The 20,852-nt window shown below is 62.3% G+C and carries 24 protein-coding genes; 10 read left to right on the top strand and 14 right to left on the bottom strand.

Annotated features, from left to right (window positions below):
• Positions 1-4: 4 nt before the first annotated feature.
• The 11 genes from VCB98_RS03490 to VCB98_RS03440 all read right to left on the bottom strand — a co-directional run bounded on the left by VCB98_RS03490 (position 5) and on the right by VCB98_RS03440 (position 8,444).
• Positions 5-295, bottom strand: coding sequence for an HPr family phosphocarrier protein (locus tag VCB98_RS03490; RefSeq protein WP_346050509.1), 291 nt, complete (start codon positions 293-295; stop codon positions 5-7).
• 7 nt (positions 296-302) lie between these two features.
• Positions 303-1,160 (bottom strand): RNase adapter RapZ, encoded by an 858-nt coding sequence (rapZ, locus tag VCB98_RS03485; RefSeq protein WP_346050508.1) that lies wholly within the window; start codon positions 1,158-1,160, stop codon positions 303-305.
• Positions 1,161-1,235: 75 nt separating this feature from the next.
• Positions 1,236-1,712, bottom strand: coding sequence for a PTS IIA-like nitrogen regulatory protein PtsN (gene ptsN / locus VCB98_RS03480; RefSeq protein ID WP_346050507.1), 477 nt, complete (start codon positions 1,710-1,712; stop codon positions 1,236-1,238).
• 215 nt (positions 1,713-1,927) lie between these two features.
• Positions 1,928-2,278, bottom strand: a complete 351-nt coding sequence (hpf, locus tag VCB98_RS03475; protein WP_346050506.1) for a ribosome hibernation-promoting factor, HPF/YfiA family — start codon at positions 2,276-2,278, stop codon at positions 1,928-1,930.
• A 218-nt stretch (positions 2,279-2,496) separates the two neighbouring features.
• On the bottom strand, positions 2,497-3,945 hold the full coding sequence (locus tag VCB98_RS03470; RefSeq protein WP_346050505.1) for an RNA polymerase factor sigma-54: 1,449 nt from the start codon (positions 3,943-3,945) through the stop codon (positions 2,497-2,499).
• A 119-nt stretch (positions 3,946-4,064) separates the two neighbouring features.
• Complete coding sequence (lptB, locus tag VCB98_RS03465; RefSeq protein ID WP_346050504.1) at positions 4,065-4,793, bottom strand: LPS export ABC transporter ATP-binding protein; 729 nt, start codon at positions 4,791-4,793, stop codon at positions 4,065-4,067.
• A complete protein-coding gene (lptA, locus tag VCB98_RS03460; RefSeq protein ID WP_346050503.1) occupies positions 4,790-5,317 on the bottom strand; it encodes a lipopolysaccharide transport periplasmic protein LptA in 528 nt (175 codons plus the stop codon). The genes lptB and lptA overlap by 4 nt, the downstream gene beginning before the upstream one ends.
• Positions 5,301-5,867 (bottom strand): LPS export ABC transporter periplasmic protein LptC, encoded by a 567-nt coding sequence (gene lptC, locus VCB98_RS03455; protein ID WP_346050502.1) that lies wholly within the window; start codon positions 5,865-5,867, stop codon positions 5,301-5,303. The genes lptA and lptC overlap by 17 nt, the downstream gene beginning before the upstream one ends.
• Positions 5,867-6,388: a KdsC family phosphatase gene (locus VCB98_RS03450; RefSeq protein ID WP_346050501.1), complete on the bottom strand. Its 522-nt coding sequence runs from the start codon at positions 6,386-6,388 to the stop codon at positions 5,867-5,869. Before VCB98_RS03450 ends, lptC begins: the two co-directional genes overlap by 1 nt.
• Positions 6,388-7,389, bottom strand: a complete 1,002-nt coding sequence (locus tag VCB98_RS03445) for a KpsF/GutQ family sugar-phosphate isomerase (RefSeq protein ID WP_346050500.1) — start codon at positions 7,387-7,389, stop codon at positions 6,388-6,390. Before VCB98_RS03445 ends, VCB98_RS03450 begins: the two co-directional genes overlap by 1 nt.
• A gap of 83 nt (positions 7,390-7,472) precedes the next feature.
• Positions 7,473-8,444, bottom strand: a complete 972-nt coding sequence (locus tag VCB98_RS03440; protein ID WP_346050499.1) for a calcium/sodium antiporter — start codon at positions 8,442-8,444, stop codon at positions 7,473-7,475.
• A gap of 242 nt (positions 8,445-8,686) precedes the next feature.
• Here VCB98_RS03440 and VCB98_RS03435 point away from each other — a divergent pair, with 242 nt between their 5' ends.
• The 5 genes from VCB98_RS03435 to hisC all read left to right on the top strand — a co-directional run bounded on the left by VCB98_RS03435 (position 8,687) and on the right by hisC (position 13,507).
• Positions 8,687-8,920 carry a BolA family protein gene (locus tag VCB98_RS03435; RefSeq protein WP_346050498.1) on the top strand — a complete coding sequence of 78 codons (234 nt, stop codon included), beginning with the start codon at positions 8,687-8,689 and terminating at the stop codon, positions 8,918-8,920.
• Between the two features lie 72 nt (positions 8,921-8,992).
• Complete coding sequence (gene murA, locus VCB98_RS03430; RefSeq protein ID WP_346050497.1) at positions 8,993-10,252, top strand: UDP-N-acetylglucosamine 1-carboxyvinyltransferase; 1,260 nt, start codon at positions 8,993-8,995, stop codon at positions 10,250-10,252.
• Positions 10,253-10,464: 212 nt separating this feature from the next.
• Positions 10,465-11,121, top strand: coding sequence for an ATP phosphoribosyltransferase (gene hisG / locus VCB98_RS03425; protein ID WP_346050496.1), 657 nt, complete (start codon positions 10,465-10,467; stop codon positions 11,119-11,121).
• Positions 11,118-12,428, top strand: a complete 1,311-nt coding sequence (hisD, locus tag VCB98_RS03420; RefSeq protein WP_346050495.1) for a histidinol dehydrogenase — start codon at positions 11,118-11,120, stop codon at positions 12,426-12,428. The genes hisG and hisD overlap by 4 nt, the downstream gene beginning before the upstream one ends.
• Positions 12,425-13,507, top strand: a complete 1,083-nt coding sequence (hisC, locus tag VCB98_RS03415) for a histidinol-phosphate transaminase (protein WP_346050494.1) — start codon at positions 12,425-12,427, stop codon at positions 13,505-13,507. Before hisD ends, hisC begins: the two co-directional genes overlap by 4 nt.
• A gap of 20 nt (positions 13,508-13,527) precedes the next feature.
• Here hisC and VCB98_RS03410 read toward each other — a convergent pair whose 3' ends face one another.
• The gene (locus VCB98_RS03410) at positions 13,528-14,643 is read right to left on the bottom strand and encodes a trypsin-like peptidase domain-containing protein (RefSeq protein ID WP_346050493.1); all 1,116 of its coding nucleotides are present in this window, start codon (positions 14,641-14,643) and stop codon (positions 13,528-13,530) included.
• A gap of 279 nt (positions 14,644-14,922) precedes the next feature.
• On the opposite strand from VCB98_RS03410, the gene petA reads away from it, so the two are divergent.
• The 5 genes from petA to VCB98_RS03385 are packed head-to-tail and all read left to right on the top strand — an operon-like array spanning position 14,923 to position 18,780.
• Positions 14,923-15,513 (top strand): ubiquinol-cytochrome c reductase iron-sulfur subunit, encoded by a 591-nt coding sequence (gene petA / locus VCB98_RS03405; protein WP_346050492.1) that lies wholly within the window; start codon positions 14,923-14,925, stop codon positions 15,511-15,513.
• Positions 15,513-16,907, top strand: coding sequence for a cytochrome b (locus tag VCB98_RS03400; RefSeq protein ID WP_346050491.1), 1,395 nt, complete (start codon positions 15,513-15,515; stop codon positions 16,905-16,907). The genes petA and VCB98_RS03400 overlap by 1 nt, the downstream gene beginning before the upstream one ends.
• The gene (locus VCB98_RS03395) at positions 16,907-17,650 is read left to right on the top strand and encodes a cytochrome c1 (protein WP_406672163.1); all 744 of its coding nucleotides are present in this window, start codon (positions 16,907-16,909) and stop codon (positions 17,648-17,650) included. The genes VCB98_RS03400 and VCB98_RS03395 overlap by 1 nt, the downstream gene beginning before the upstream one ends.
• A gap of 37 nt (positions 17,651-17,687) precedes the next feature.
• On the top strand, positions 17,688-18,308 hold the full coding sequence (locus tag VCB98_RS03390) for a glutathione S-transferase N-terminal domain-containing protein (protein ID WP_346050489.1): 621 nt from the start codon (positions 17,688-17,690) through the stop codon (positions 18,306-18,308).
• Between the two features lie 55 nt (positions 18,309-18,363).
• Entirely contained in the window at positions 18,364-18,780 is a 417-nt protein-coding gene (locus tag VCB98_RS03385; protein ID WP_346050488.1) for a ClpXP protease specificity-enhancing factor, read from the top strand.
• Here VCB98_RS03385 and VCB98_RS03380 read toward each other — a convergent pair whose 3' ends face one another.
• Positions 18,781-19,425, bottom strand: coding sequence for a DUF1295 domain-containing protein (locus VCB98_RS03380; protein WP_346050487.1), 645 nt, complete (start codon positions 19,423-19,425; stop codon positions 18,781-18,783).
• Positions 19,426-19,439: 14 nt separating this feature from the next.
• A complete protein-coding gene (locus VCB98_RS03375) occupies positions 19,440-20,846 on the bottom strand; it encodes an FAD-binding oxidoreductase (protein WP_346050486.1) in 1,407 nt (468 codons plus the stop codon).
• Between the last annotated feature and the right edge of the window lie 6 nt (positions 20,847-20,852).

Raw genomic sequence — 20,852 nt, 5'->3', positions numbered from 1 at the left:
CCCTCTATTCGCCTTCGTCGAAGCGGTTCTCAACAAGCTGCCGCAAGTGCTCGATGGCCGCTTCCGCATCCGTGCCACTGGCCTCGATATGAATGTCAGTGCCCTTGCTGGCGGCGAGCATCATCAGGCCCATGATGCTCTTGCCACTGACTTCCCGTTGATCCTTGCGTACCCGAATATCCGATTGAAAGCGCGACGCCTCGGTGACAAAGCGGGTGGCCGCCCGGGCATGCATGCCCAGCTTGTTGCAAATGGTTACATCGGCCTCGGCCTGATGGTTTGCCTGTTCGTTCATTTTCTGTTCAGTCCAGACTGATGTGGCGGGTCAGTACCTGGCCCCACTTCTCGCGAAAATGCGCCGCCAATTTATCCACCACGTAGACAGAGCGGTGCTGGCCACCGGTACAACCCACGGCGACGGTCACATAACTGCGCCTGCCCACCTCAAAGGGTGGCAGCCACTGGTCCAGAAAATCAATCAGATCTCCCACCATGCGAGTGGCCAGTTCCGACTTTTCCAGGTACTCGATCACTTCCTGGTCTCGTCCGGTGCGGGGGCGCAAGGCGGGTTCCCAGTGGGGATTGGGAAGGCAGCGCACATCGAAGACGAAATCCGCATCGCGGGGGACGCCGTGCTTGAATCCGAAGCTTTCGAACATCAGAGAGAGGTTGGTCTTGCCTTCCCGGCCCAGACGATCATGAACCAGTTCCCGCAGGCGATTGGCGGTCAGGCGAGAGGTGTCGATGACCAGATCGGCGCGCTCGGCAATCGCCGACAGGATACGGCGTTCCTCCCGGATGGCGTCGGGAAGGGTCCGCTGCTCTCCGGCCAGGGGGTGGCGCCGACGGGTTTCGCTGTAGCGGCGCAACAGCACATCCTCATCAGCATCAAGGAAGACCAGCTCACAATGGATGCCTTCCTGGGCGAAGGTCTCCAGCAGATCGGGCAGAGTCTCCACTTCCTCGGGACGGTTGCGAGCGTCAACGCCTACCGCCATCAGGCTGTAGGCCGGGTCGCCGGTGGCGACGGTCTCGCGGACAAAGTTGCGGAGCACCGCCACGGGCAGGTTATCGATGCAGTAATAGCCCATGTCTTCGAGCATGTGCAGAGCCACACTCTTGCCGGAACCCGACAGTCCGCTGACGATGGTGAGTTTCATTCCTCTCGCTCCGATGGCGGGCGGCCACCCAATATAACAGACCGAAAGGGGGCTCGGGGGAGGGGAAAGGGAGTCCTAGGCGGGGGATTGCTGGGCTTCGGTCTCGAATCCACGCAACAGCTTGCAGATATCCTCTGGGCCCTCGGCCTTGCGGAGCATGTCGCAGAAATCGGCGTGAGAAAACATATGGGCAAGAGCGGCGAGGGCATTGAGATGCTCCTCGGCGCATTGGGAGGGCACGATGAGTGCGAACAGCATATCCACTGGGGCACCATCCGCCGCATCGAAGTCCACCGCGTCCTGGAGACGAATGAAGGCGCCGATGCTCTCTTCAAGGCCTTCAATGCGGCCATGGGGGATGGCGATGCCGGAGCCGATGGCGGTACTCCCCAGTCGTTCCCGACCGAGCATGCTGGTAAACACCTGATTTCGGCTCAGGTCCTGGCTGGTGTCCGCCAGCAGCTCGCTGAGGATTTCCAGCGCACGCTTCTTGCCACCGGCCTCGGCGGCAATCCGGATGCGTTCCGGTGCTAATAGTTCGCTGATCTTCATGGTCTGACTGCCAGATTCGGTATTGCCGGGGGCTCGGTGAGCCGCGACCGACAGTGGATGATGAAACCAGCGCGGCTGGAAAAGCCGCACAGTCTAGACCTCCTCTGTCTGCGTCTCAAGCCTGTCACAGTGCTGCGCTCAAGTTTGGGCTTATCGGCCCGAAACCGAGGCCGGCGGCATTGCCGGCCTCGGTGCTGGTGGCTGTGAAACCGGGCCTAGCTCGGGCCCAATTCATCCGGATGGGGGGGCATGCGGTCTGCCTTGTCGACCTGCGCGGCGTGGTGGTCCTTGAGCTTTTCCTTGTGCTTTTTGACCTGCCTGTCCAGCTTGTCGACCAGCCGGTCAATGGCCGCGTACATATCCTCCTCCTTGGCGTCAGCGAACAGGGGCTTGCCCACCACGTCCACCTTGGCTTCCGCCTTATGCTTCAGGCGTTCCACAGTCAGGATGACGTGCATGCCGGTGATGTGGTCGAAATGGCGCTCAAGGCGCTCCATCTTGGTGCCCACGTATTCGCGCAGGGAGGGGGTGATGTCCACGTGATGGCCGGTCAGGTTCATTTGCATGGTCTGGACTCCTCTCGTGATGCGGCCGCGGGGAAGCGGGGAATGCTTGGCAGGCCCGCGTTTATTGCCAATCAGATTTCCCCGTCCCGTCGACCGTATCGTCACGGGCCGTTTGCTCGCGCGTCCTGCCCCGGTGGCCGGGAACAGGGATGTCACTGCCGCGCTACAGCGTCAGGTTCCAGTGGAACCCTGGCCGGAGGCGACAATCCGCATCCGGCCTAAGCGTTGACCCGCTTGCGTTCGTGAGAGGGCGGAATGCCCAGGGCTTCGCGGTATTTGGCCACGGTCCGGCGAGCAACCCGGAAGCCGTCATCCTTGAGCAACTGGGCCAGCCGGGAGTCGCTCAGGGGCTTGGCCGGATCTTCGGCGCCGACCATGCGGCGAATCCGGGCCCGGACCGCAGTGGCGGAAGTCTCACCGCCATCCTCACGGGAAAGCTGGGTCGAAAAGAAGTACTTGAACTCGAATACACCCCGGGGGGTGAGCATGTATTTGCGGGTCGTCACCCGTGAAATGGTGGATTCATGAAGATCCACCGCCTCGGCAATATCGGCCAGGACCAGGGGCTTCATGTATTCCTCGCCCTGTTCCATGAAGGCTTGCTGGTGTTCAATGATGGCCGTGGCGACCCGCAGAAGAGTGTCATTGCGCATCTCCAGGCTGCGCACCAGCCAGCGGGCCTCCTGGAGTTGTCCGCGCATGGCCTGGGAGTCGGCGCCACCCTGGCGTTTCGCCACCAGGTCGGCGTAGAGACGATTCACCCGGATGCCGGGGGTCACCTCCTGGTTCAGTTCCACCGTCCAGCGGCCCTCCCGCTTTCGAACCACCACATCGGGGGCGATGTATTCGGTGCTTTCCGGCTGAATGCGGTGACCCGGGTGAGGGTTGAGCGTGCGAATGAGCTGAACCGCCTCCTGCACACTGTCGGGATCCGAATTCAGGCGGCTGGCCAGGCGATCGAGAGGCTGCCGGCCCACGCCGTCGAGTTGCTCCCGCACCAGCTGTTCCGCCAGTTTGGTCTCGGCCCCTTCCCGGGCCAGTGCCTGCAGTTGCAGCAGCAGGCACTCGCGAAGGTCACGGGCGGCGACGCCGGCCGGGTCGAAACACTGAACCCGGCGGGTCACCATCTCGATCTCGTCGTCCTCCAGGTCCTCCAGGCTGTTCCTTAGGGCCTGGCGGAGGTCCTCCGGTGTTTCTCGCAGATAGCCGGTGGCGTCGATCCCGTCGATCACCGCCCGGGCAATGCTCTGGTCCCGATCACTGAAAGAGGCCATGTCGAGCTGCCACAGCAGGTGGTCGTGGAGGGAGGTGCCATCGGCGTTCTCCGCCCGACGGTCTTCGTCGATCTCCTCCTGCCAACCGCCACCGGTGGCACCGGCGTAGTAGTACTCCGGGGCTTCGTATTGGGCTTCCACGGCGGGTTCGGTGCTAGTCTCGGTTTTGTCGCCGCCCCGGTCCTGGCTGGCGTCGGAATCTGACTGGCCGGTTTCGGCGCCATCACTGTCATCGCTGTCCTCGCTTTCCAGCATGACGTTGCTGTCCAGCGCCTGGCGAATCTCGGTTTCCAGTTCAATGGAGGAGAGCTGCAACAGACGGATGGCCTGCTGCAGTTGCGGGGTCATGGCCAGTTTCTGGCCGATCTTTAGCTGCAGTGCCGGTTTAAGCATCGGATTTTAAGAAGATTTCCGACAAAGTTGGCTCCCGTTGCAGGAATGGGGCCCGGAATGGCCCTCGATTTTGCTTCTTCATTCTATTTATAGCCCATCTGGCAGCGTCGTGGGGGTGTTTAGAGTCGAAAGTCCTCACCCAGATAGACCTCTCTGACCTGGCGGTGTTCAAGTACCTCCTCGGCGGTACCCTCGGCGATGACCGCGCCCTCGCTGATGATATAGGACCGCCCGCAGATGCCCAGTGTTTCACGGACATTGTGGTCGGTAATCAGTACGCCAATCCCCCGGTCCCGCAAGTGTCTGATAATCCTTTGGATCTCGCCAACGGAGATGGGGTCGACGCCGGCAAAGGGCTCATCCAGCAGCATGAAGGCCGGCTCGGCGGCCAGGGCCCGGGCGATCTCCACCCGTCGGCGCTCGCCACCGGACAGGCTCATGCCCAGGCTTTCCCGCACATGGGCGATATTCAGTTCCTCGAGCAGGGATTCGAGCTTGCTGTCGCGCTCGTCCCGGCTCAGTTCCGGCCGCACTTCCAGTACGGCCCGGATGTTCTGCTCCACACTCAGCTTGCGAAAGACCGAGGCTTCCTGGGGCAGGTAGCCCAGGCCGGCCTGGGCACGGGCATGGACCGGCAAATGGGTAATGTCTCGTCCATTGAGTTCGATATGGCCGGCATCCGGCTGGACCAGGCCGACGATCATGTAGAAGGAGGTGGTCTTGCCGGCCCCATTCGGACCCAGCAGTCCGACGATTTCGCCCGGCTCGACTCGCATGCTCACGTCCCGAACCGCGCGCACTTTCCCGTACTGCTTGGCCAGACCGCGAGCGTCGAGCTGCTTGCTCATGCCCCCCCTCCCTGTTGCTCACTGTCTTCGCCCCGTTCGAAACGGGTCCGAACCCGGCCTTCGTCATCCTCGCCACGCTGCGCCCGGATGCGTTCGCCGGGGATGGTGTATTCGATGCTTTCGGCGCTCAAGGTCTGGCGTGGTCGCTTGAGGCGGGCAGTCCCTTCCATCAGCAGCACCTCGTCCTCAAAGCGATAGCGCATGAACTCTGCCTCGCCTTCGGTCCGGGGGCCGTCCTCTGGGGTAATCACCAGGGTCACCGGGGACCCGGTCATCTCCGCCTTCTCGAAAACGCCCGGTTCCCGTTCGGTGAACACAGCCCGGTCCGCCTTAATGAGCAGTTCCTTGTGACGAATGACCACGTTGCCTTCGTAGATGGAAATGCCTTCACGACCGTCCACTTCCCAGTGATCGGCATCGATTTCCAGCTCTTCGCTGTCCGCGTTCACGGCAGCGGGGGTCAGCAGCAAGAGCAGTAGCCAGAAGAGCAGGGGGCCGTTTCCAGACCTAGTCACGGGGAACATGTCGGGTCCTTACCTCCGATAAGATTTTGATACGGTCCTTGTCGAGCTCGGCACGCATGCCCCGGCCCGTGGTCTGGCTTGGGCCCTGTTCCATCCGTACCGGCTCATCAGTCAGGAGCAGCTCCTGCTCCGGGAAATAATCCAGGCTGTCGCTGAACAGACTGGCGGTCAGCCGGGTCTGCCGATGCCGTTCGATGCGCACATCGCCGTAGAGATGTACATGGTCACTGTCGCCGGAAACCATGCCATGATCGGCACGGATATCCCAGCTCAGGCCCGCCACCGGCTCACGATGGATTTGAACCTGGCGCAATTCGCTGCGCTGATCATCCGGGTAATTGGCCAATTCTTCGGCATTGAGCCGGGCCAGGGGCTGGCCATCGGCATCATACCGCTGGATTTGCGCCCCGCTGATCCAGTAGTCCGGGTGCACCGCCGCCTCAGGCGGTGGTTCGGGTTGCGGCAGGGAGGGTGCCTCCCGGTCCCCCATCAGCCAAAGGCTGAGGATCAAGCCAATCGCCAGCAGAAGTCCAAGCGCCCAGCGAGCCATCAGTTCCCCGCGTAGGCGGTGTCGATGCCCCGGGCCGCCAGCAGCAGATCACAACATTCGCGTGCCGCGCCAAAGCCACCCGGGCGGTGACTCTGCCAATGGGCCATGCGGGCCACGTCAGGATGGGCATCGGCCGGAGCGGCGGCCAGGCCCACTTCACGCATCACCGGCAAATCCACCACATCATCGCCCATGAAAGCGCAATGTTCCCTGGGTACAGACAGTCTCTGTCGCAGTTTCTCGAAGCAGGGCAACTTGTCATCCACGCCCAGAAAGACATGCTCGATGCCCAGCTGGGCCATGCGTGACTCCACCGCCTGGGATGCCCGCCCCGAGATGATCGCGACCTCAATGTCCTGACGCCGCAGGGCCTTGAGACCGTGTCCGTCCCGGGTATGGAAAACTTTCATCTCGAAGCCATCGGGTCCCAGATAGAGACGGCCGTCGGTGAGCACGCCATCGACATCAAAGACCGCCAGGCGTATTTGTGCCGCGCGGGCCTCGGCTGATTGCCCCGTCATCAGACCACTCCTGCCCGCAGCATGTCATGCATGTTGAGTGCGCCGACAAGGCAGCCCTCTGCGTCGGTCACCAGGACCTGGTTGATCCGATGGGTCTCCATCATCTTCAGGGCCTCGCCGGCCAGCATTTCCGGCGGTGCCGTACGGGGCCTCGGCGTCATCACCTGGCCGATGGTGGTGCGGTGCACGTCCAATTGCCGGTCCAGACTCCGACGCAGGTCACCGTCAGTGAAGATGCCGACCACCTGGCGTTTCTCATTGACCACGGCGGTCATGCCCAGGCCCTTTTGGGTCATTTCCAGCAGGGCGTCACGGAAGGGGGTCTCAGCGGCCACTGCCGGGACTCGCTCTCCCTTGTGCATCAGGTCTTCCAGGCGCAGGAGCAACCGTCGTCCCAGGCTGCCACCGGGGTGGGAGCGGGCGAAATCCTCCTGCGTGAAACCGCGGCTCTCCAGCAGGGCAACCGCCAGGGCATCGCCCATGGCCAGGGAGGCGGTGGTGCTGGAGGTGGGCGCAAGGTTGAGAGGGCAGGCCTCTCTTTGCACCGTGACATCCAGGTTGACCGAGGCGGCCCGGGCCAGGGTGGACTCGGGGCGACCGGTCATGCTGATCAGCGGAACGCCCAGGCGCTTGATCAGGGGCAGGATGGTGAGAACCTCGCTGGTCTCGCCGGAGTTGGACAGGGCAAGCACGGCATCGTCGCCGGTAATCATGCCCAGATCCCCGTGACTGGCCTCGCCCGGATGGACGAAAAAGGCCGGGGTGCCGGTGCTGGCCAGGGTGGCGGCTATCTTGCCTGCCACGTGTCCGGACTTGCCCATGCCCGTGACAATCACCCGTCCCCGGCAGTCCAGACAGATCTGCCAGGCACGCGAGAAATCCTCGCCCAGACGTCCGGCCAGGTCACGGACGCAATCGGCTTCCAGGTGCAGGACCTCACGGGCCAGTGCCAGGGCACGGTCGGCATCGGCGATGGGTTTTCCGGAGGACTGGCTGGCCATTGACTGAATCCTGCTCTGCTTCAATGAATCAAGTGGCACGATTATCTCATAGTAGCCGCCCGTGGCCGAAGTCAGGGCCGCGCTCAGTTCCAGGCGATGAAGATCCCGAGCTGGTAGGCGATAAAGAGTGCGAACAGCAGCAGGCCCTGGCCCCGGCTGATGCTGCCATGGCGGGTAAAGCCCCGTGCGAGGATAATCAACAACAGAGTCAGCCCCAGCATCACGGGAAAATCACGGCCCAGAATCCCGCTTGGTAATGGACCGGGGGCGATCAGGGCCGGTAGCGGCAGTACCGCCAGCAGATTGAAGAGATTGGAGCCAATGACATTGCCCACGGCGATATCGTGCTGGCGTTTGAGCACGGCGGCGATGCAGGTGGCCAGTTCAGGCAGACTCGTGCCGATGGCGACGATACTCAGGCCGATTACCAGGTCGCTGACACCCAGGCTGCCGGCCAGACCGACGGCACCCCAGACCAGCAACTGGGCAGCGCCCAGCAACAGCAACAACCCCAGGAACAGATTGAACAGGGCGGGGGCCATTCGGGTTTCAGCAGGTAGCTCGCTATTGAGTTCGGCCAGCAAGGGATCATCCCGGCCGGGGGTGAGTGCGATTCGAATGATCCACAGCAGGGCCAGCACCAGCATCACCAACATTGCCAGGCCCTCGGCCCGGCCCAGCTCCCCGTTGGCGATAAGCAGAATGGTCACCAGCTTGACCAGGACCAGCAGGGGCAGCTCTCGGCGCAGGGAGGCGGAGGCCAGCTTGAGCGGCACGATCATGGCGGTGAGACCGATGATCAGGCCGATGTTGGCAATGTTCGATCCCAGGGCATTGCCAATGGCGAGGGCCGGGTAACCCTGTGCGGCGGCCAGGATGGAGGCGGCGATTTCAGGGCCTGAGGTGCCCAGGGCCATGACTGTCAGGCCCACCACCAGGGCGGGAACGCCCAGGGCCCGGGCGGTCTGCGCCGCGCCGTCCACAAAGCGGTCAGCGGCCCAGATCGTTATCCCGATGCCGAGCAGGATGGCTGCCGTTTGAAGCACTGCGCTCAAATCCGGATCTCCCTGTTACGACTTCCACCGGCCCATTCTGCCTTTCAAGCCAGCCAGAGGCATAGCGCTCTGGCGCTTCGCGTAGGAATTGCCGGCGGCTTCCTTTATCATTGTGCACCCCTGATCCATTCATTTGCGCCTGCCAAAGACGGCGATTGATTGATCGGGTTTGAGAGTGTCCTTGCGCGCCGCCGCTGTGGCGGTGGTTCGCATTTTTGCCCGCAATAGCTGTTGAGGAGCCTATGGATCCCCAGATGGTGAAGTCCCTGATCGAGGCCGGCATGCCCGAGGCCCAGGTGGAAGTTCGGGGTGAAGACCACACCCACTTTGAGGCGGTCATCATTTCTCCGGCTTTCGAAGGCAAGCGCACCATTCAGCGACACCAGATGGTTTATCGCACCCTGGGAGAAAAGATGGGGCGCGAGATCCATGCGCTGTCCATGCAGACACTGACGCCGGAAGAAGCCGGGCGCTGAAGCCCACCCGATTCACAGCATAAGCGGGCCGTTACCAGGCGGCCGGGCTCAATCAATTGCAGGGGTTTTCTCTTGGATAGACTGCTAATCAATGGCTGTGGCCCCCTGGAAGGGGAGATACGCATCTCGGGGGCCAAGAACGCGGCCCTGCCCATCCTCTCGGCCACCTTGCTGGCTGATGGGCCCATGACCGTGGGTAATGTCCCGCATCTCCACGATGTGACCACCACCATCGAACTGCTCGGCGGCATGGGGGTTGATGTCACCATTGATGACCGCATGCGGGTTGCGGTGGACCCCCGCCCCACCAGTCGCTTCTACGCGCCTTATGAGATGGTCAAGACCATGCGGGCCTCCATTCTGGTGCTGGGGCCGCTGTTGACCCGTTTTGGTGAGGCCACGGTTTCCCTGCCTGGTGGCTGCGCCATCGGCAGTCGGCCGGTCAACCTGCACATTGAAGGCTTGCGGGCCATGGGTGCCGACATCCGGGTGGAAAACGGCTATATCATTGCCAAGGCTGACCGTTTGCACGGCGCTCGAATCGTACTGGACACGGTGACCGTCACCGGGACCGAGAACCTGATGATGGCAGCCTGTCTGGCCCAGGGTGAAACCGTGATCGAGAATGCCGCCCGGGAACCCGAGGTGGTGGATCTTGCCAACTGCCTGATTCGAATGGGCGCAAAAATCGAGGGAGCCGGCACCGACACCCTGCGGATCACCGGTGTTGATCGCCTTGAGGGCTGTGAGTACAACGTCCTGCCCGACCGCATCGAGACCGGGACCTACCTGGTGGCCGGGGCAATGACGCGAGGGCATGTGCGTCTGCGGGATACCTGCCCGCAGGTGCTGGATGCGGTGCTGGCCAAGTTAGGCGAGGCCGGCGCCCGGATTGATTGTGGCGACGACTGGATCGAGCTGGACATGCAGGGCAAGCGACCCCGCTCGGTGAACATTCACACCGCGCCCTATCCGGCTTTTCCCACCGACATGCAGGCGCAGTTCACCGCCCTGAATTCGGTGGCCGAAGGAACCGGCACCATTACCGAAAACGTATTCGAGAATCGCTTCATGCATGTGCTGGAAATGCAGCGCATGGGCGCGCAAATCCAGCTGGAAGGGCATACCGCCATCATCACGGGCATTGAGCGTCTAACCGGGGCCCCGGTCATGGCAACGGACCTGCGGGCCTCCGCCAGTCTGGTGCTGTCCGGCCTGGTGGCAGATGGCGAGACCATCGTCGAGCGGATCTATCACATTGATCGCGGTTACGAGTGTATTGAGGAAAAGCTCCAGCAGCTGGGTGCCCGGATTCGCCGGGTACCGGATTGAAGGACAGCTACGAGCTACGAGCTACGAGCGGCGAGCTGGCCGCGCCTTGGCCTGGCACCTTGGCCTGGCACCTTGGCCTGGCACCTTGGCCATGATTCAGCCGCTGCAGAGCCGATGGCGGGCTCGTTGTTCGCCGCTCGAAGCTCCTAGCCCTCGCTTACAGCCCCCGAGGCTGATCCATTAACCATTAGCTCTGGCAAGAAGAACTGATCATGAGCAATCAACTCACCATTGCCGTGTCCAAGGGGCGGGTGCTGGAAGACACACTGCCTCTTCTGGAGGCAGCGGGCATTGAGCTGGCCGAGGATCCCAAGGCCAGCCGCCGCTTGATCCTGTCCACGTCCCGGGACGACATTCGCATCCTCCAGGTGCGCACCAGTGATGTGCCGACCTATGTGGAACACGGGGCTGCCCACCTGGGCATCGTCGGCAAGGATGTTCTGCTGGAGCACGATGGTGTGGGGCTCTATGAACCCCTGGATCTGGACCTGGCCCATTGCCGATTGATGGTCGCTCGCCCCGCGGGCAGTGAGCGCCCACGGCGGCGACTGCGCGTGGCAACCAAGTTCATTGCTTCGGCCCGCCGTCATTACGCCCGTCTTGGTCTGCAGGTGGAGTTGATCAAACTTTACGGTTCGGTGGAGCTTGCCCCCCTGGTGGGCTTGGCCGATGAGATCGTGGATTTGGTCGACACCGGCAACACCCTGCGGGCCAATGGCCTGGAAGCCGTGGAAACCGTGGCTGATATCAGTGCCCGGCTGGTGGTCAACAAGGCCGCCATGAAGACCCGCCACTCCCAGATCAGGGGCATCGTGGATGCCATTGCCGCCCGAGTTGCCGAAGGCCGCAAGGGGAGGGTTGGGGCATGAGCCTGATCAATCGACTGGCCAGCGATCAGGCCGATTTCGAGCAGAGACTGTCGGCCTTGCTTGACCGGGGCGATGAACAATCCCGCGACATCGATGCGCGGGTAGCCGAGATTATCGCCCAGGTCCGCGCAAGGGGTGATGCAGCGCTATTGGATTACACCCGAGAGCTGGATCAGATTCGCTGCGGTGAGGTGGCCGAGCTTGAGGTTCCCGCCACCCGCTTGCACGGGGCCCTGGAGGCCCTGGACGGGGAGGCGCGCCAGGCTCTGGAGTTCTCGGCTCAGCGCATTCGTGAGTATGCCGAACGCCAACGGGAAGGAGACTGGCACTACGAGGACGACTACGGCAATCGTCTGGGCCAGCGAGTCACGCCCCTGGATCGGGTGGGTGTCTACGTACCCGGTGGCCGTGCGGCCTATCCCTCCTCGGTGCTGATGAATGTGGTCCCGGCCAGGGTGGCCGGCGTGGGCGAAATCATCATGGTGGTGCCGGCCCCTGGCGGGGTGGTGAGCGATATGGTGCTGGCGGCCGCGGCCCTGGCCGGCGCCGACCGGGTGTTCACCCTTGGCGGCGCCCAGGCGGTCGCGGCCCTGGCTTATGGCACCGATACCGTGCCGCCGGTGGACAAGATTGTGGGTCCAGGTAACGCCTATGTGGCTTCCGCCAAGCGTCAGGTCTTCGGTCAAGTGGGGATCGACAGCATTGCCGGCCCTTCGGAGGTGGCGGTGCTCACTGACGGCAGCCTGGATCCGGAGTGGGCGGCCATGGACCTCTTTGCACAGGCTGAGCACGATGAGATGGCCCAGTCGTTGCTAGTTTGTTCAGACCCGGATTACCTGGATCGGGTTGAGAAGGCCATTGAGGCCCATCTTGATGGCCAGCCGAGAGCCGATATCATCCGTGCTTCGCTGGCGGAGCGGGGTGGCCTGATTCAGTCCCGGGACCTGGCTGATGGTGCCGCCATCATCAACCGTATTGCCCCGGAGCACCTGGAGTTGGCCTTTGCCGATCCCGAGGCGGTGTTGCCCTTGATCCGCCATGCGGGTGCCATCTTCATGGGGCATCACAGCCCCGAGGCCTTTGGCGATTACTGCGCCGGCCCCAACCATGTTCTGCCCACCGCGGGTACCGCACGTTTTTCCTCGCCCCTCGGGGTGCAGGACTTTCAAAAGCGCAGCAGCGTGATTCATTGCTCCGCTCACGGCGGTCGGGCGTTGGTATCGGCCTCCGAAAAGATGGCAGAGATTGAAGGTCTGGCTGCTCATGCCCGTTCTGCCGCCCTGCGTGGCGGAGGGGAGCAGGGGTGAGCGGGCAAGGGGTTCGGGTGCAGGACCTGGTTCGGCCCGAAATCCTCGCGGGCAGTCCCTATCAGGTCGCCGATGCTCGTGGATTGCTCAAGCTCGATGCCATGGAGGCGCCGGCGGGCCTGCCGGCAGGGCTCGAGGCAGACTGGCAGGCGCGGGTCGCCGGGCTGGACTGGCATCGCTATCCCGACAGCCAGGCCAGTGCCCTCAAAGCCGCCCTGCGCGAACAATTCGCCATCGATGACAGGCTTGGCCTGTTGCTGGGCAATGGCTCCGACGAAATCATTCAGATGCTGACCCTGGCGCTGGCCCGGCACGGGGCGAGCCTGATGACACCGGAACCCGGCTTTGCCATCTACAAGGTCGCTGCCCGTAACGCGGGCATGGACTACCATGCTCTGCCGCTGGACGAACAAGATTTCAGTCTGGACCTGGATCGGGCCCTGGCGGAAATGGAGCGGCTTCGCCCTGCCTTGATCTTCATTGCCAACCCCAACAACCCCACCGGCAATGCATTTTCCCCGGATCAGCTCCAGGCGATTGCCGACGCCGCCCCCGGTCTGGTGGTGGTGGATGAGGCCTATTTCCCCCACACCGATATCCACTGTCTCGACCGCGCCGGTCGTCCCGCCAATCTGGCGGTGATGCGGACCCTGTCCAAGGCCGGCATGGCCGGTTTGCGTCTGGGTTGGCTGGTCGCCGATCCGGCCTGGATCGATGCCCTGGAACGGCTGAGGATGCCCTACAATATCAACGTCCTGACCCAGGCAGCCGCCCGGTTTGCCCTGGAGAATGGGGATTGGTGGCGCTCTCAAGCCGAGTTGGTGCGAGAGGAAAGGGCCAGGCTGTATCAGCGCCTGCAAGGCCTGGACGGCGTGCATGTCTGGCCCAGTGAGGCCAACTTCCTGTTGCTGCGGGTAGCCGATGCCCCGACGGTTCATGCTCGCATGAAGGCCGCTGGCGTGCTGGTGAAATGTCTCGACGGCGCTCACCCGGCATTGAGCGGCTGTCTGCGCTTGACCGTGGGTTCGCCTGCCGACAATGAGATCCTATTCGAGGCCCTGGCAGCAGCCATTCGCTAGCATCCGGCCTCAGAGGTTCCTTAGTTCTGCCCCGGTACCTGCCGCTCGGCAATGACGGCGGAAAAATATCGGACTTCCTCGTCGCGGATCACCCGAATCTCGGCGCTGTCACCCGGTTGCAGGCTGGCAACTTTGTTGAGGGCGTCGTAATAGTCCGTCACCTCATTGCCGTTGATGTGGGTGACCACATCCCCGGGGATGATGCCGGCCTCGTGGGCCGGGCTGCCCCGCTGGACATTGGTGACAACCACGCCCACCGGCTCGTCCAGTCCGAAGGATTCGGCCAGCTCCAGGGTCAGGCTCTGGGGGGCGATGCCAAGGTAGCCGCGGATCACGCGACCGTGCTCGATCAGCTGGTTCATCACTCCCTGGGCCAGGCTGACCGGAATGGCGAAACCCACCCCCGAGCCCCCGTTTTCGGAGGAGAGCATGGCGGTGTTGATGCCCACCAGACGGCCCCGGGTGTCCACAAGCGCGCCCCCGGAATTGCCGAAGTTGATGGCCGCGTCGGTCTGGATGAAGTTTTCGAAGGTGGTGATACCCAGCTGACTGCGACCGGTGGCGCTGATGATGCCCTGGGTCACGGCCTGTCCCAGCCCCACCGGATTGCCGATGGCGAGAGCGATGTCACCCACCCGCAGCCGGTCGGAGCGACCAAAGCGGATGACGGGAAGATCCGCTGCCTCGATCCGCAGCAGGGCCAAGTCGGTTTCCGGGTCGGTGCCCACCACCTCGGCGGCCTCAATCCGGCCGTCATGCAGGGCAACGCGGATCTCCTCGGCATCCTCAATAATGTGATTGCTGGTCAGAATATGGCCGTCCGGGGAAACGATCACACCCGAGCCAAGACTGCTCTCCACCCGGTCCCGATGCTCGCCGGGGCGGTCGTCGAAGTAGCGGCGCCAATAATCCGGTATGAACTCGGGGTCGATGTCGTCCAATCGGCGGGCGGTGTGGACGTTCACCACGGAGGGGGCGGATTGCTCCACCGCATCGGCGAAACTGTCCACCTGGCCGTTGCGCTCCAACAGCTCGGGGCGGAAGAAAACGACCACGAAGGCGGCGGCCAGGCCCAGTACTACCGAGCGGACCAGGAAGTCCAACCAGCCTGTGATTCTGCCTGCTGTCTCGCCCATGAGAAGTCGCTTGCTCGGCCTGTGGGGCAAGTAAGGTAGCGTCCCGCCGGGCTGGTGACAAGCGTGGCGTGCCTGGCCGGTGGCGAGGCGTGAGTTGAACTGTGTATAATCCCCGCTTTATGTCGATTCAGCGTGCCCCGCCCGCGTCCGCTCGGTCGCATGGGGTGGCTGGACCGGCCCGACAGCTTGCCGTCAGGGCGTTTCCCCGCGCTCCCGTGAGACGGCGACCGAGACGGGACCGATCCGGCAGTCCGAAATGAGCTCCAGGAGAACCGGAGAATGAGTAACGGCGTTGACAATAACAGGCGTCATTTCCTCACCGTGGCCACCTCGGTGGTCGGGGGGATCGGGGTGGCGGCCATGGCGGCTCCCTTCCTTGCCTCCCTGCGGCCCAGTGCCCGAGCCCGTCTGGCCGGTGCCCCGGTGGAAGTGGACGTGAGCAAGATGGATGAGGGTGAGCGAATCACCCTGAGCTGGCGTGGACGCCCCATCCATGTGGTGCGGCGTGGCGAGGATGCCATTGAGAGGCTGGGGGAGATCCGTGATCGCCTGCGGGATCCGGATTCCGACTCCTCCGATCAGCCCGAGTACGCCAAGAACGAGTATCGCTCCCTGAAGCCGGAGTATCTGGTAATGGTGGCGGTCTGTACCCATCTGGGCTGTTCACCGTCCTTCCACCCGGATCCGGCCGACCCGGCCATGGGCAGTGACTGGCCTGGTGGTTATTTCTGTGCCTGCCACGGTTCCCGATTCGACCTCGCCGGTCGTGTTTATCGGGGCGTGCCGGCACCGACCAATATGGACATCCCGCCCCATCGCTTTGTCGATGACAACACCCTTATCGTTGGTGAAGACGCAGAGGTCGCCTGATGCAGAACAAGAGCAACCAGGGCGGCGGTACCGTCGGTGACTGGATCAACGATCGCCTGCCTTATCGGCAGTTCGTCGAAGATCAGCTTACCGGCTACTACGCGCCGAAGAACTTTAACTTTTGGTATTTCTTCGGGTCACTGGCCCTGCTGGTGCTGGTCATTCAGATCGTCACCGGTATTTTTCTGACCATGAGCTACAAGCCCTCCGCGGATGATGCCTTCGCCTCCGTGGAATACATCATGCGGGATGTGGAATGGGGTTGGCTCATTCGATATATGCACTCCACCGGGGCATCCATGTTCTTCCTGGTGGTCTATCTGCATATGTTCCGGGGACTGATGTACGGCTCCTACAAGAAACCCCGCGAACTGCTGTGGATCTTCGGCATGCTGATCTACGTGGTGCTGATGGCCGAGGCCTTCTTCGGTTATCTGCTGCCCTGGGGGCAGATGTCCTACTGGGGCGCTCAGGTGATTATTTCCCTGTTCAGTGTTCTGCCGGGCATTGGTGAGCCGCTGGCCATCTGGATTCGCGGTGACTACCTGATTTCCGATGTCACCCTGAACCGCTTCTTTGCGCTGCATGTGGTGGCGCTGCCCCTGGTGCTGATCGGCCTGATCTTCTTCCATCTGGTCGCCCTGCGCCAGACCGGGTCCAACAACCCGGACGGTATTGAGATCAAGGAAAACAAGGGTCCTGACGGCAAGCCCGTGGACGGCATTCCCTTCCACCCGTATTACACGGTGAAGGATATCGTCGGCGTGGGTGTGTTCCTGGCGCTTTTCTTCGCCATTGTCTTCTTTGCGCCCACATTCCTGGACCTGTTCCTCAAGCCGGCCAACTTCATTCCGGCCGACCCTCTGCAGACGCCTGAATACGTGCCGCCGGTCTGGTACTTCACCCCGTTCTACGCCATTCTGGCGGCGATCCCGGATCAGGTGGGTGGTGTGATTGCCATGGGTCTGGCCATCCTGGTGCTGTTTGCCATGCCCTGGATCGATCGGCATCCGGTCAAGTCCATTCGTTATCGCAGCTTCCTTTACAAGGCGCTGCTCATGAGCTTTGCCTTTGGCTTCATTGTCCTTGGGTATCTGGGGCTGAAGCCGGCGACTACGCTCTACAATGAGCTGGCGCTGCGCTTTACCGAGTTCTACTTCATGTTTTTCATCATTTCGTGGGTGTACTCGGAGCCACGGAGCCGTAACTACTATTACGGCGCCTTTGCCATCGTGGTGGCGCTGATTGCGGTAATTGACCTGGTCAGGGATATGGCAGGCATCAGCTGGATTGCACTGTTGATCATGATTGCGGTCACTGCCTTCTTCCTGTTGCTGCCCGCTCATACCCGACTGAATGAATCCAAGCCGGTGCCGGAGAGGTTGACCTCATGATGAGAACAATCAGGAAACTGTCACTGAGTGCGCTGGTGCTGGTCATCGCGGCCGGATCCGGTGCCGTGATCGCGGACGAGGATGCCGTGCGGGAATGGCGCCCCTCCGCGGCGAATAATGACGTGACCAACCTGGCTTCCCTGCAGAGGGGAGCCAGGTACTACATGAATTATTGCCTCGGCTGCCATTCCCTGGAGTACAAGCGCTACCAGCGGATTGCCGATGACCTGGAGCTGCCTGAAGATCTTGCTCTCGAGAATCTGGCCTTTACCGGCGATGAGTTGGCGGACATGGTCAAGATCGCCATGCCACCAGAGGACGCCGAAGACTGGTTTGGCATGGCGGCTCCGGATCTGACCCTGGTGTCCCGGAGTCGTGGCCCGGACTGGATCTACAACTTCCTGCACAGTTTTTATATTGATGACAGGACGGTTGCCGGAACCAATAACCGGATGCTGGACAATGCAGCCATGCCGCATGTCCTGTGGTCCCTTCAGGGACTGCAGAAGGCTCATTATGACGAGGAGGGCAGTTTCGTCGGATTCGAGACGGTGCGGGAAGGCCGCATGAGCCATGAGGAATACGATCGAACCGTGCGGGACATCGTCAATTTCCTGGACTATGTTGGTGAGCCTATCCAGACTGATCGCAAGCGCATCGGTTTCTGGGTGTTGGCCTTTATTGGCGTCTTCACCTTCCTGTCCTATCTGCTCTACAAGGATTACTGGCGCGACGTGAAGTAATGCCGGTATCCGTCAGCCTAGCGAGGGAGAACGTCAAATGGCGGTGGTCGCGAATCGTCGGTCAGTAATGACCCTGTTTTCCCATCCCGATTCCATCGAGAGTCATCGGGTACGTTTTGTGCTGGCGGAAAAAGGGATTAGCCATGACACGGTGGACGTTGAGGAAGGTCGAGTTCCGGAGGACCTGATCGACCTCAACCCATACCAGTCAGTGCCCACTCTGGTGGATCGTGAGCTGGTGCTGCATGGTCCCGCCGTGATCATGGAATACCTGGATGAGCGCTTTCCGCACCCGCCCTTGATGCCGGTTGATCCGGTGGGGCGGGCGCGGGTTCGTCTCTTCGTTTACCAGACGGAACAGGACTGGTACCGCCTGGCGGAAGAGATCGAAACGGGCACGCCAAAGAAGGTGGAAAAGGCCCGCAAGGCCCTGGAAGAGAACGTGATTGCGGCCGACCCCATTTTTTCCCGTGCGGCGCTGGTCGAAGATGAGTTCAGTCTGGCCGATTGCACCGTCGCCCCCGTGCTCTGGCGCCTGGAGCGTTACGGCATCAAGCTGCCGCCTCGGGCCCGGAATCTGCGCAATTATACCGACAGGCTGTTTTCCCGAGGTTCCTTCCGCGATAGTCTGACCCCGCGGGAACGTGACGGCGTTTGACAGCCCTCCGAGTTCCGCTTCATTGTAAGTTCATGATTTCGACACTGGGGGTTTGATGGTCCCGAGGCGACCCTATCTGATTCGTGCCATGCACCAGTGGATGGTGGATAGTGGCGAGACACCCCATCTGCTCGTTGATGCCGAGCATGATGGTGTCATGGTCCCGGTGGACTATGTTCAGAACGGCAAGATTATCCTGAATATCAGCCCCAGCGCGGTGCAGAACCTGCTCCTGGATAATCAGGAGATCAGCTTCAATGCCCGCTTTGGTGGTCAGCCCATGGCCATCGCCTTGCCTCCCTCGGCGGTCCTTGCCATTTACTCCCGGGAATCGGGTCAGGGCATGCTCTTCAATGAGGAAGACGACGGGCCCACCCCCCCTGATGGGGATGACGGGAACGACAAGCCCGGCAAGAAACCCAGCAAAGAGGCGGACAAGGCCCGCCGGCCCAATCTTCGGGTCATCAAGTAGTCACCCTCGAATGCGGCCCCGCCGGGGGAGTAGGCGGGGAAAGAGCAGTCCGCTCCGGGCCTTCCACTCGGCGAACTCGGGGTAGCGCGCCAGAGAGCGATCCTTGCGCCGCATATTGGGCAGCCAGACGACGCTGAAGAACAGCAGCAATATCAGCGGCGGGGCCCAGTGCAGTGGCAGGGTGACGAAACTCCCGTAAATCAGCAGTTCCCCCAGGTAGTTTGGGTTGCGGCTGCGCGCCCATAGCCCATCATTGAGTAGCTTCCCCGGCCGATATTTCATGTGCAAATGCTTTTGCATGTCGGCGCTGAAGTGCAGGAAGACCCCCAGGGCGTAGAGGCCGACGCAAAGCGCCAGTAGCCACGCAGCCGGCTCGATCGCCCGACTCATGAGCAGCCAGGGAGCGATCCAGTAGAGACTCAGGCCCGCCCAAATCACCAGGCCGTAGCCCAGTCCACAGGGCGCCTCCCAGCTGCGATCGCCAAACAGGCGGCTCTTCAATATCCAGAACAGGCCGTAGCTGCCGTGCAGGGCGAGATAGAGCCAGGCCGCTGCCTGATCCCAGGCGCCATGCCAGGCCATCATTGCCAGCACCGCCAGTCCGGTTATGCCCTTGTGGCTGTCAATGAAATGCTTCTGTTTCACGAGGCGCCCTCGGCCTATTCGGGGAATAGCTTGCCGGGATTGAGGATGCCGGCAGGGTCAAACTGTTTCTTGATTTGTTTCATCAGCTCAAGTGCGGCCGGTTCGATTTCCAGCACGACAAACTGTTTCTTGTCGTAGCCGATGCCATGCTCGCCGGACAGGGTTCCGCGCAGGGACAGGACCAGCCGGAATACCTGATCCAGGCATTCATCCACCACCGCCATCTGCTTGGGGTCATCGGGATCCACCAATAGATTGACATGGATGTTGCCGTTGCCGGCATGGCCAAAGTTGACGATGAGAATACCGAAGCGTTCCGACAATGCTTCCAGCCCGCCGATCAGATCCGCCATGCGGGAGACCGGCACAACCACATCTTCATTGATCTTCTTCGGGGCAATCTTGCGCTGGGCCGGCGACAGGGCCTTGCGTGCGGCCCACAGGGCCTTGCGTTCTGCTTCATCCCTGGCGCTGCGCAACTCCCGTAGCCCCGGGCCGGCGGCCGCTTTGGAGACGGCCTGTTCGGCGAGATCCAGCTGCTCGGCCGAGCCATCCACTTCGATCATCAGCATGGCCCCAGCACCTTCCGGCAAGTCGGTCTCGGCATAATCCCGGATCATCTGAATGGCCCGGCCATCGATGAACTCCAGAATACAGGGGGTGAGGGGTTGGGCCATGATCCGGGACACCGCCGCCGCCGCATCGGCCATGCCATCGTAAACCGCGCGCAGGCTGCGGCGCGCCTCCGGCAGGGGGGTGATCCGCAATGTGGCCTGGGTTATCACCCCCAGGGTGCCTTCGGACCCGACCAGCAGTCGGGTGAGGTCATAACCCACGACGCCCTTGGTGGTATGAACCCCCGTGCGCAGAATCTGACCGGCACCGCTGACTGCGGTCAGCCCGAGGATGTTGTCTCTCGGCGTGCCGTATTTCACCGCCCTGGGGCCGGCGGCATTGCAGGCCAGGTTGCCACCCACACTGCAGTAATCCGCCGAGGTGGGGTCAGGGGGCCAGAAGAAACCGTGCCTGGCCAGGGCCCGTTGGAGGTCGCCATTGGTCACCCCGGCTTCAACCACCGCCAGACGATCATCCGGGTTGATCTCGATGATTCGGTCCATGCGTTCCATGGACAGCACCAGGCCCCCCTCGACGGGGACCGCGGCCCCGGCGGTTCCGCTGCCACGACCGCGGCCGACCACAGGCAACCTGAGGTCATGGCAGACCCGGACAAGAGCCGCCACTTCCTCGCTGGATTCGGGAAAGGCCACCGCCTGAGGGCAGACCTGACGGCGGCTGTTGTCATAGCCATAGGCCCAGCAATCCGCCGCTTCGGTCAGCAGTCGATCGGCAGGCAATACGGCTTTGAGTCGTGACTCCGCCTCGGCTGACAGTCGGGTAATGGGGGAGGGCTTTTGGGCCATGTCAGA

It is taken from the genome of Natronospira elongata (assembly GCF_034931365.1).
Lineage (GTDB): Bacteria > Pseudomonadota > Gammaproteobacteria > Natronospirales > Natronospiraceae > Natronospira > Natronospira elongata.
This window is presented reverse-complemented; position numbering and strand designations above follow the sequence as displayed.

What these genes read in the sequence shown, in the direction of transcription:
- VCB98_RS03390 (WP_346050489.1), top strand. Translation starts at nt 17,688, where the DNA reads ATGGCGGTGGTCGCGAATCGTCGGTCAGTAATGACCCTGTTTTCCCAT.
- VCB98_RS03375 (WP_346050486.1), bottom strand. Translation starts at nt 20,846, where the DNA reads ATGGCCCAAAAGCCCTCCCCCATTACCCGACTGTCAGCCGAGGCGGAG.
- VCB98_RS03445 (WP_346050500.1), bottom strand. Translation starts at nt 7,389, where the DNA reads ATGGCCAGCCAGTCCTCCGGAAAACCCATCGCCGATGCCGACCGTGCC.
- VCB98_RS03470 (WP_346050505.1), bottom strand. Translation starts at nt 3,945, where the DNA reads ATGCTTAAACCGGCACTGCAGCTAAAGATCGGCCAGAAACTGGCCATG.
- VCB98_RS03410 (WP_346050493.1), bottom strand. Translation starts at nt 14,643, where the DNA reads ATGGGCGAGACAGCAGGCAGAATCACAGGCTGGTTGGACTTCCTGGTC.
- VCB98_RS03450 (WP_346050501.1), bottom strand. Translation starts at nt 6,388, where the DNA reads ATGACGGGGCAATCAGCCGAGGCCCGCGCGGCACAAATACGCCTGGCG.
- VCB98_RS03395 (WP_406672163.1), top strand. Translation starts at nt 16,907, where the DNA reads ATGAGAACAATCAGGAAACTGTCACTGAGTGCGCTGGTGCTGGTCATC.
- lptB (WP_346050504.1), bottom strand. Translation starts at nt 4,793, where the DNA reads ATGAGCAAGCAGCTCGACGCTCGCGGTCTGGCCAAGCAGTACGGGAAA.
- ptsN (WP_346050507.1), bottom strand. Translation starts at nt 1,712, where the DNA reads ATGAAGATCAGCGAACTATTAGCACCGGAACGCATCCGGATTGCCGCC.
- hisG (WP_346050496.1), top strand. Translation starts at nt 10,465, where the DNA reads ATGAGCAATCAACTCACCATTGCCGTGTCCAAGGGGCGGGTGCTGGAA.
- VCB98_RS03435 (WP_346050498.1), top strand. Translation starts at nt 8,687, where the DNA reads ATGGATCCCCAGATGGTGAAGTCCCTGATCGAGGCCGGCATGCCCGAG.
- VCB98_RS03385 (WP_346050488.1), top strand. Translation starts at nt 18,364, where the DNA reads ATGGTCCCGAGGCGACCCTATCTGATTCGTGCCATGCACCAGTGGATG.
- lptA (WP_346050503.1), bottom strand. Translation starts at nt 5,317, where the DNA reads ATGTTCCCCGTGACTAGGTCTGGAAACGGCCCCCTGCTCTTCTGGCTA.
- hisD (WP_346050495.1), top strand. Translation starts at nt 11,118, where the DNA reads ATGAGCCTGATCAATCGACTGGCCAGCGATCAGGCCGATTTCGAGCAG.
- VCB98_RS03400 (WP_346050491.1), top strand. Translation starts at nt 15,513, where the DNA reads ATGCAGAACAAGAGCAACCAGGGCGGCGGTACCGTCGGTGACTGGATC.
- lptC (WP_346050502.1), bottom strand. Translation starts at nt 5,867, where the DNA reads ATGGCTCGCTGGGCGCTTGGACTTCTGCTGGCGATTGGCTTGATCCTC.
- hpf (WP_346050506.1), bottom strand. Translation starts at nt 2,278, where the DNA reads ATGCAAATGAACCTGACCGGCCATCACGTGGACATCACCCCCTCCCTG.
- rapZ (WP_346050508.1), bottom strand. Translation starts at nt 1,160, where the DNA reads ATGAAACTCACCATCGTCAGCGGACTGTCGGGTTCCGGCAAGAGTGTG.
- VCB98_RS03490 (WP_346050509.1), bottom strand. Translation starts at nt 295, where the DNA reads ATGAACGAACAGGCAAACCATCAGGCCGAGGCCGATGTAACCATTTGC.
- petA (WP_346050492.1), top strand. Translation starts at nt 14,923, where the DNA reads ATGAGTAACGGCGTTGACAATAACAGGCGTCATTTCCTCACCGTGGCC.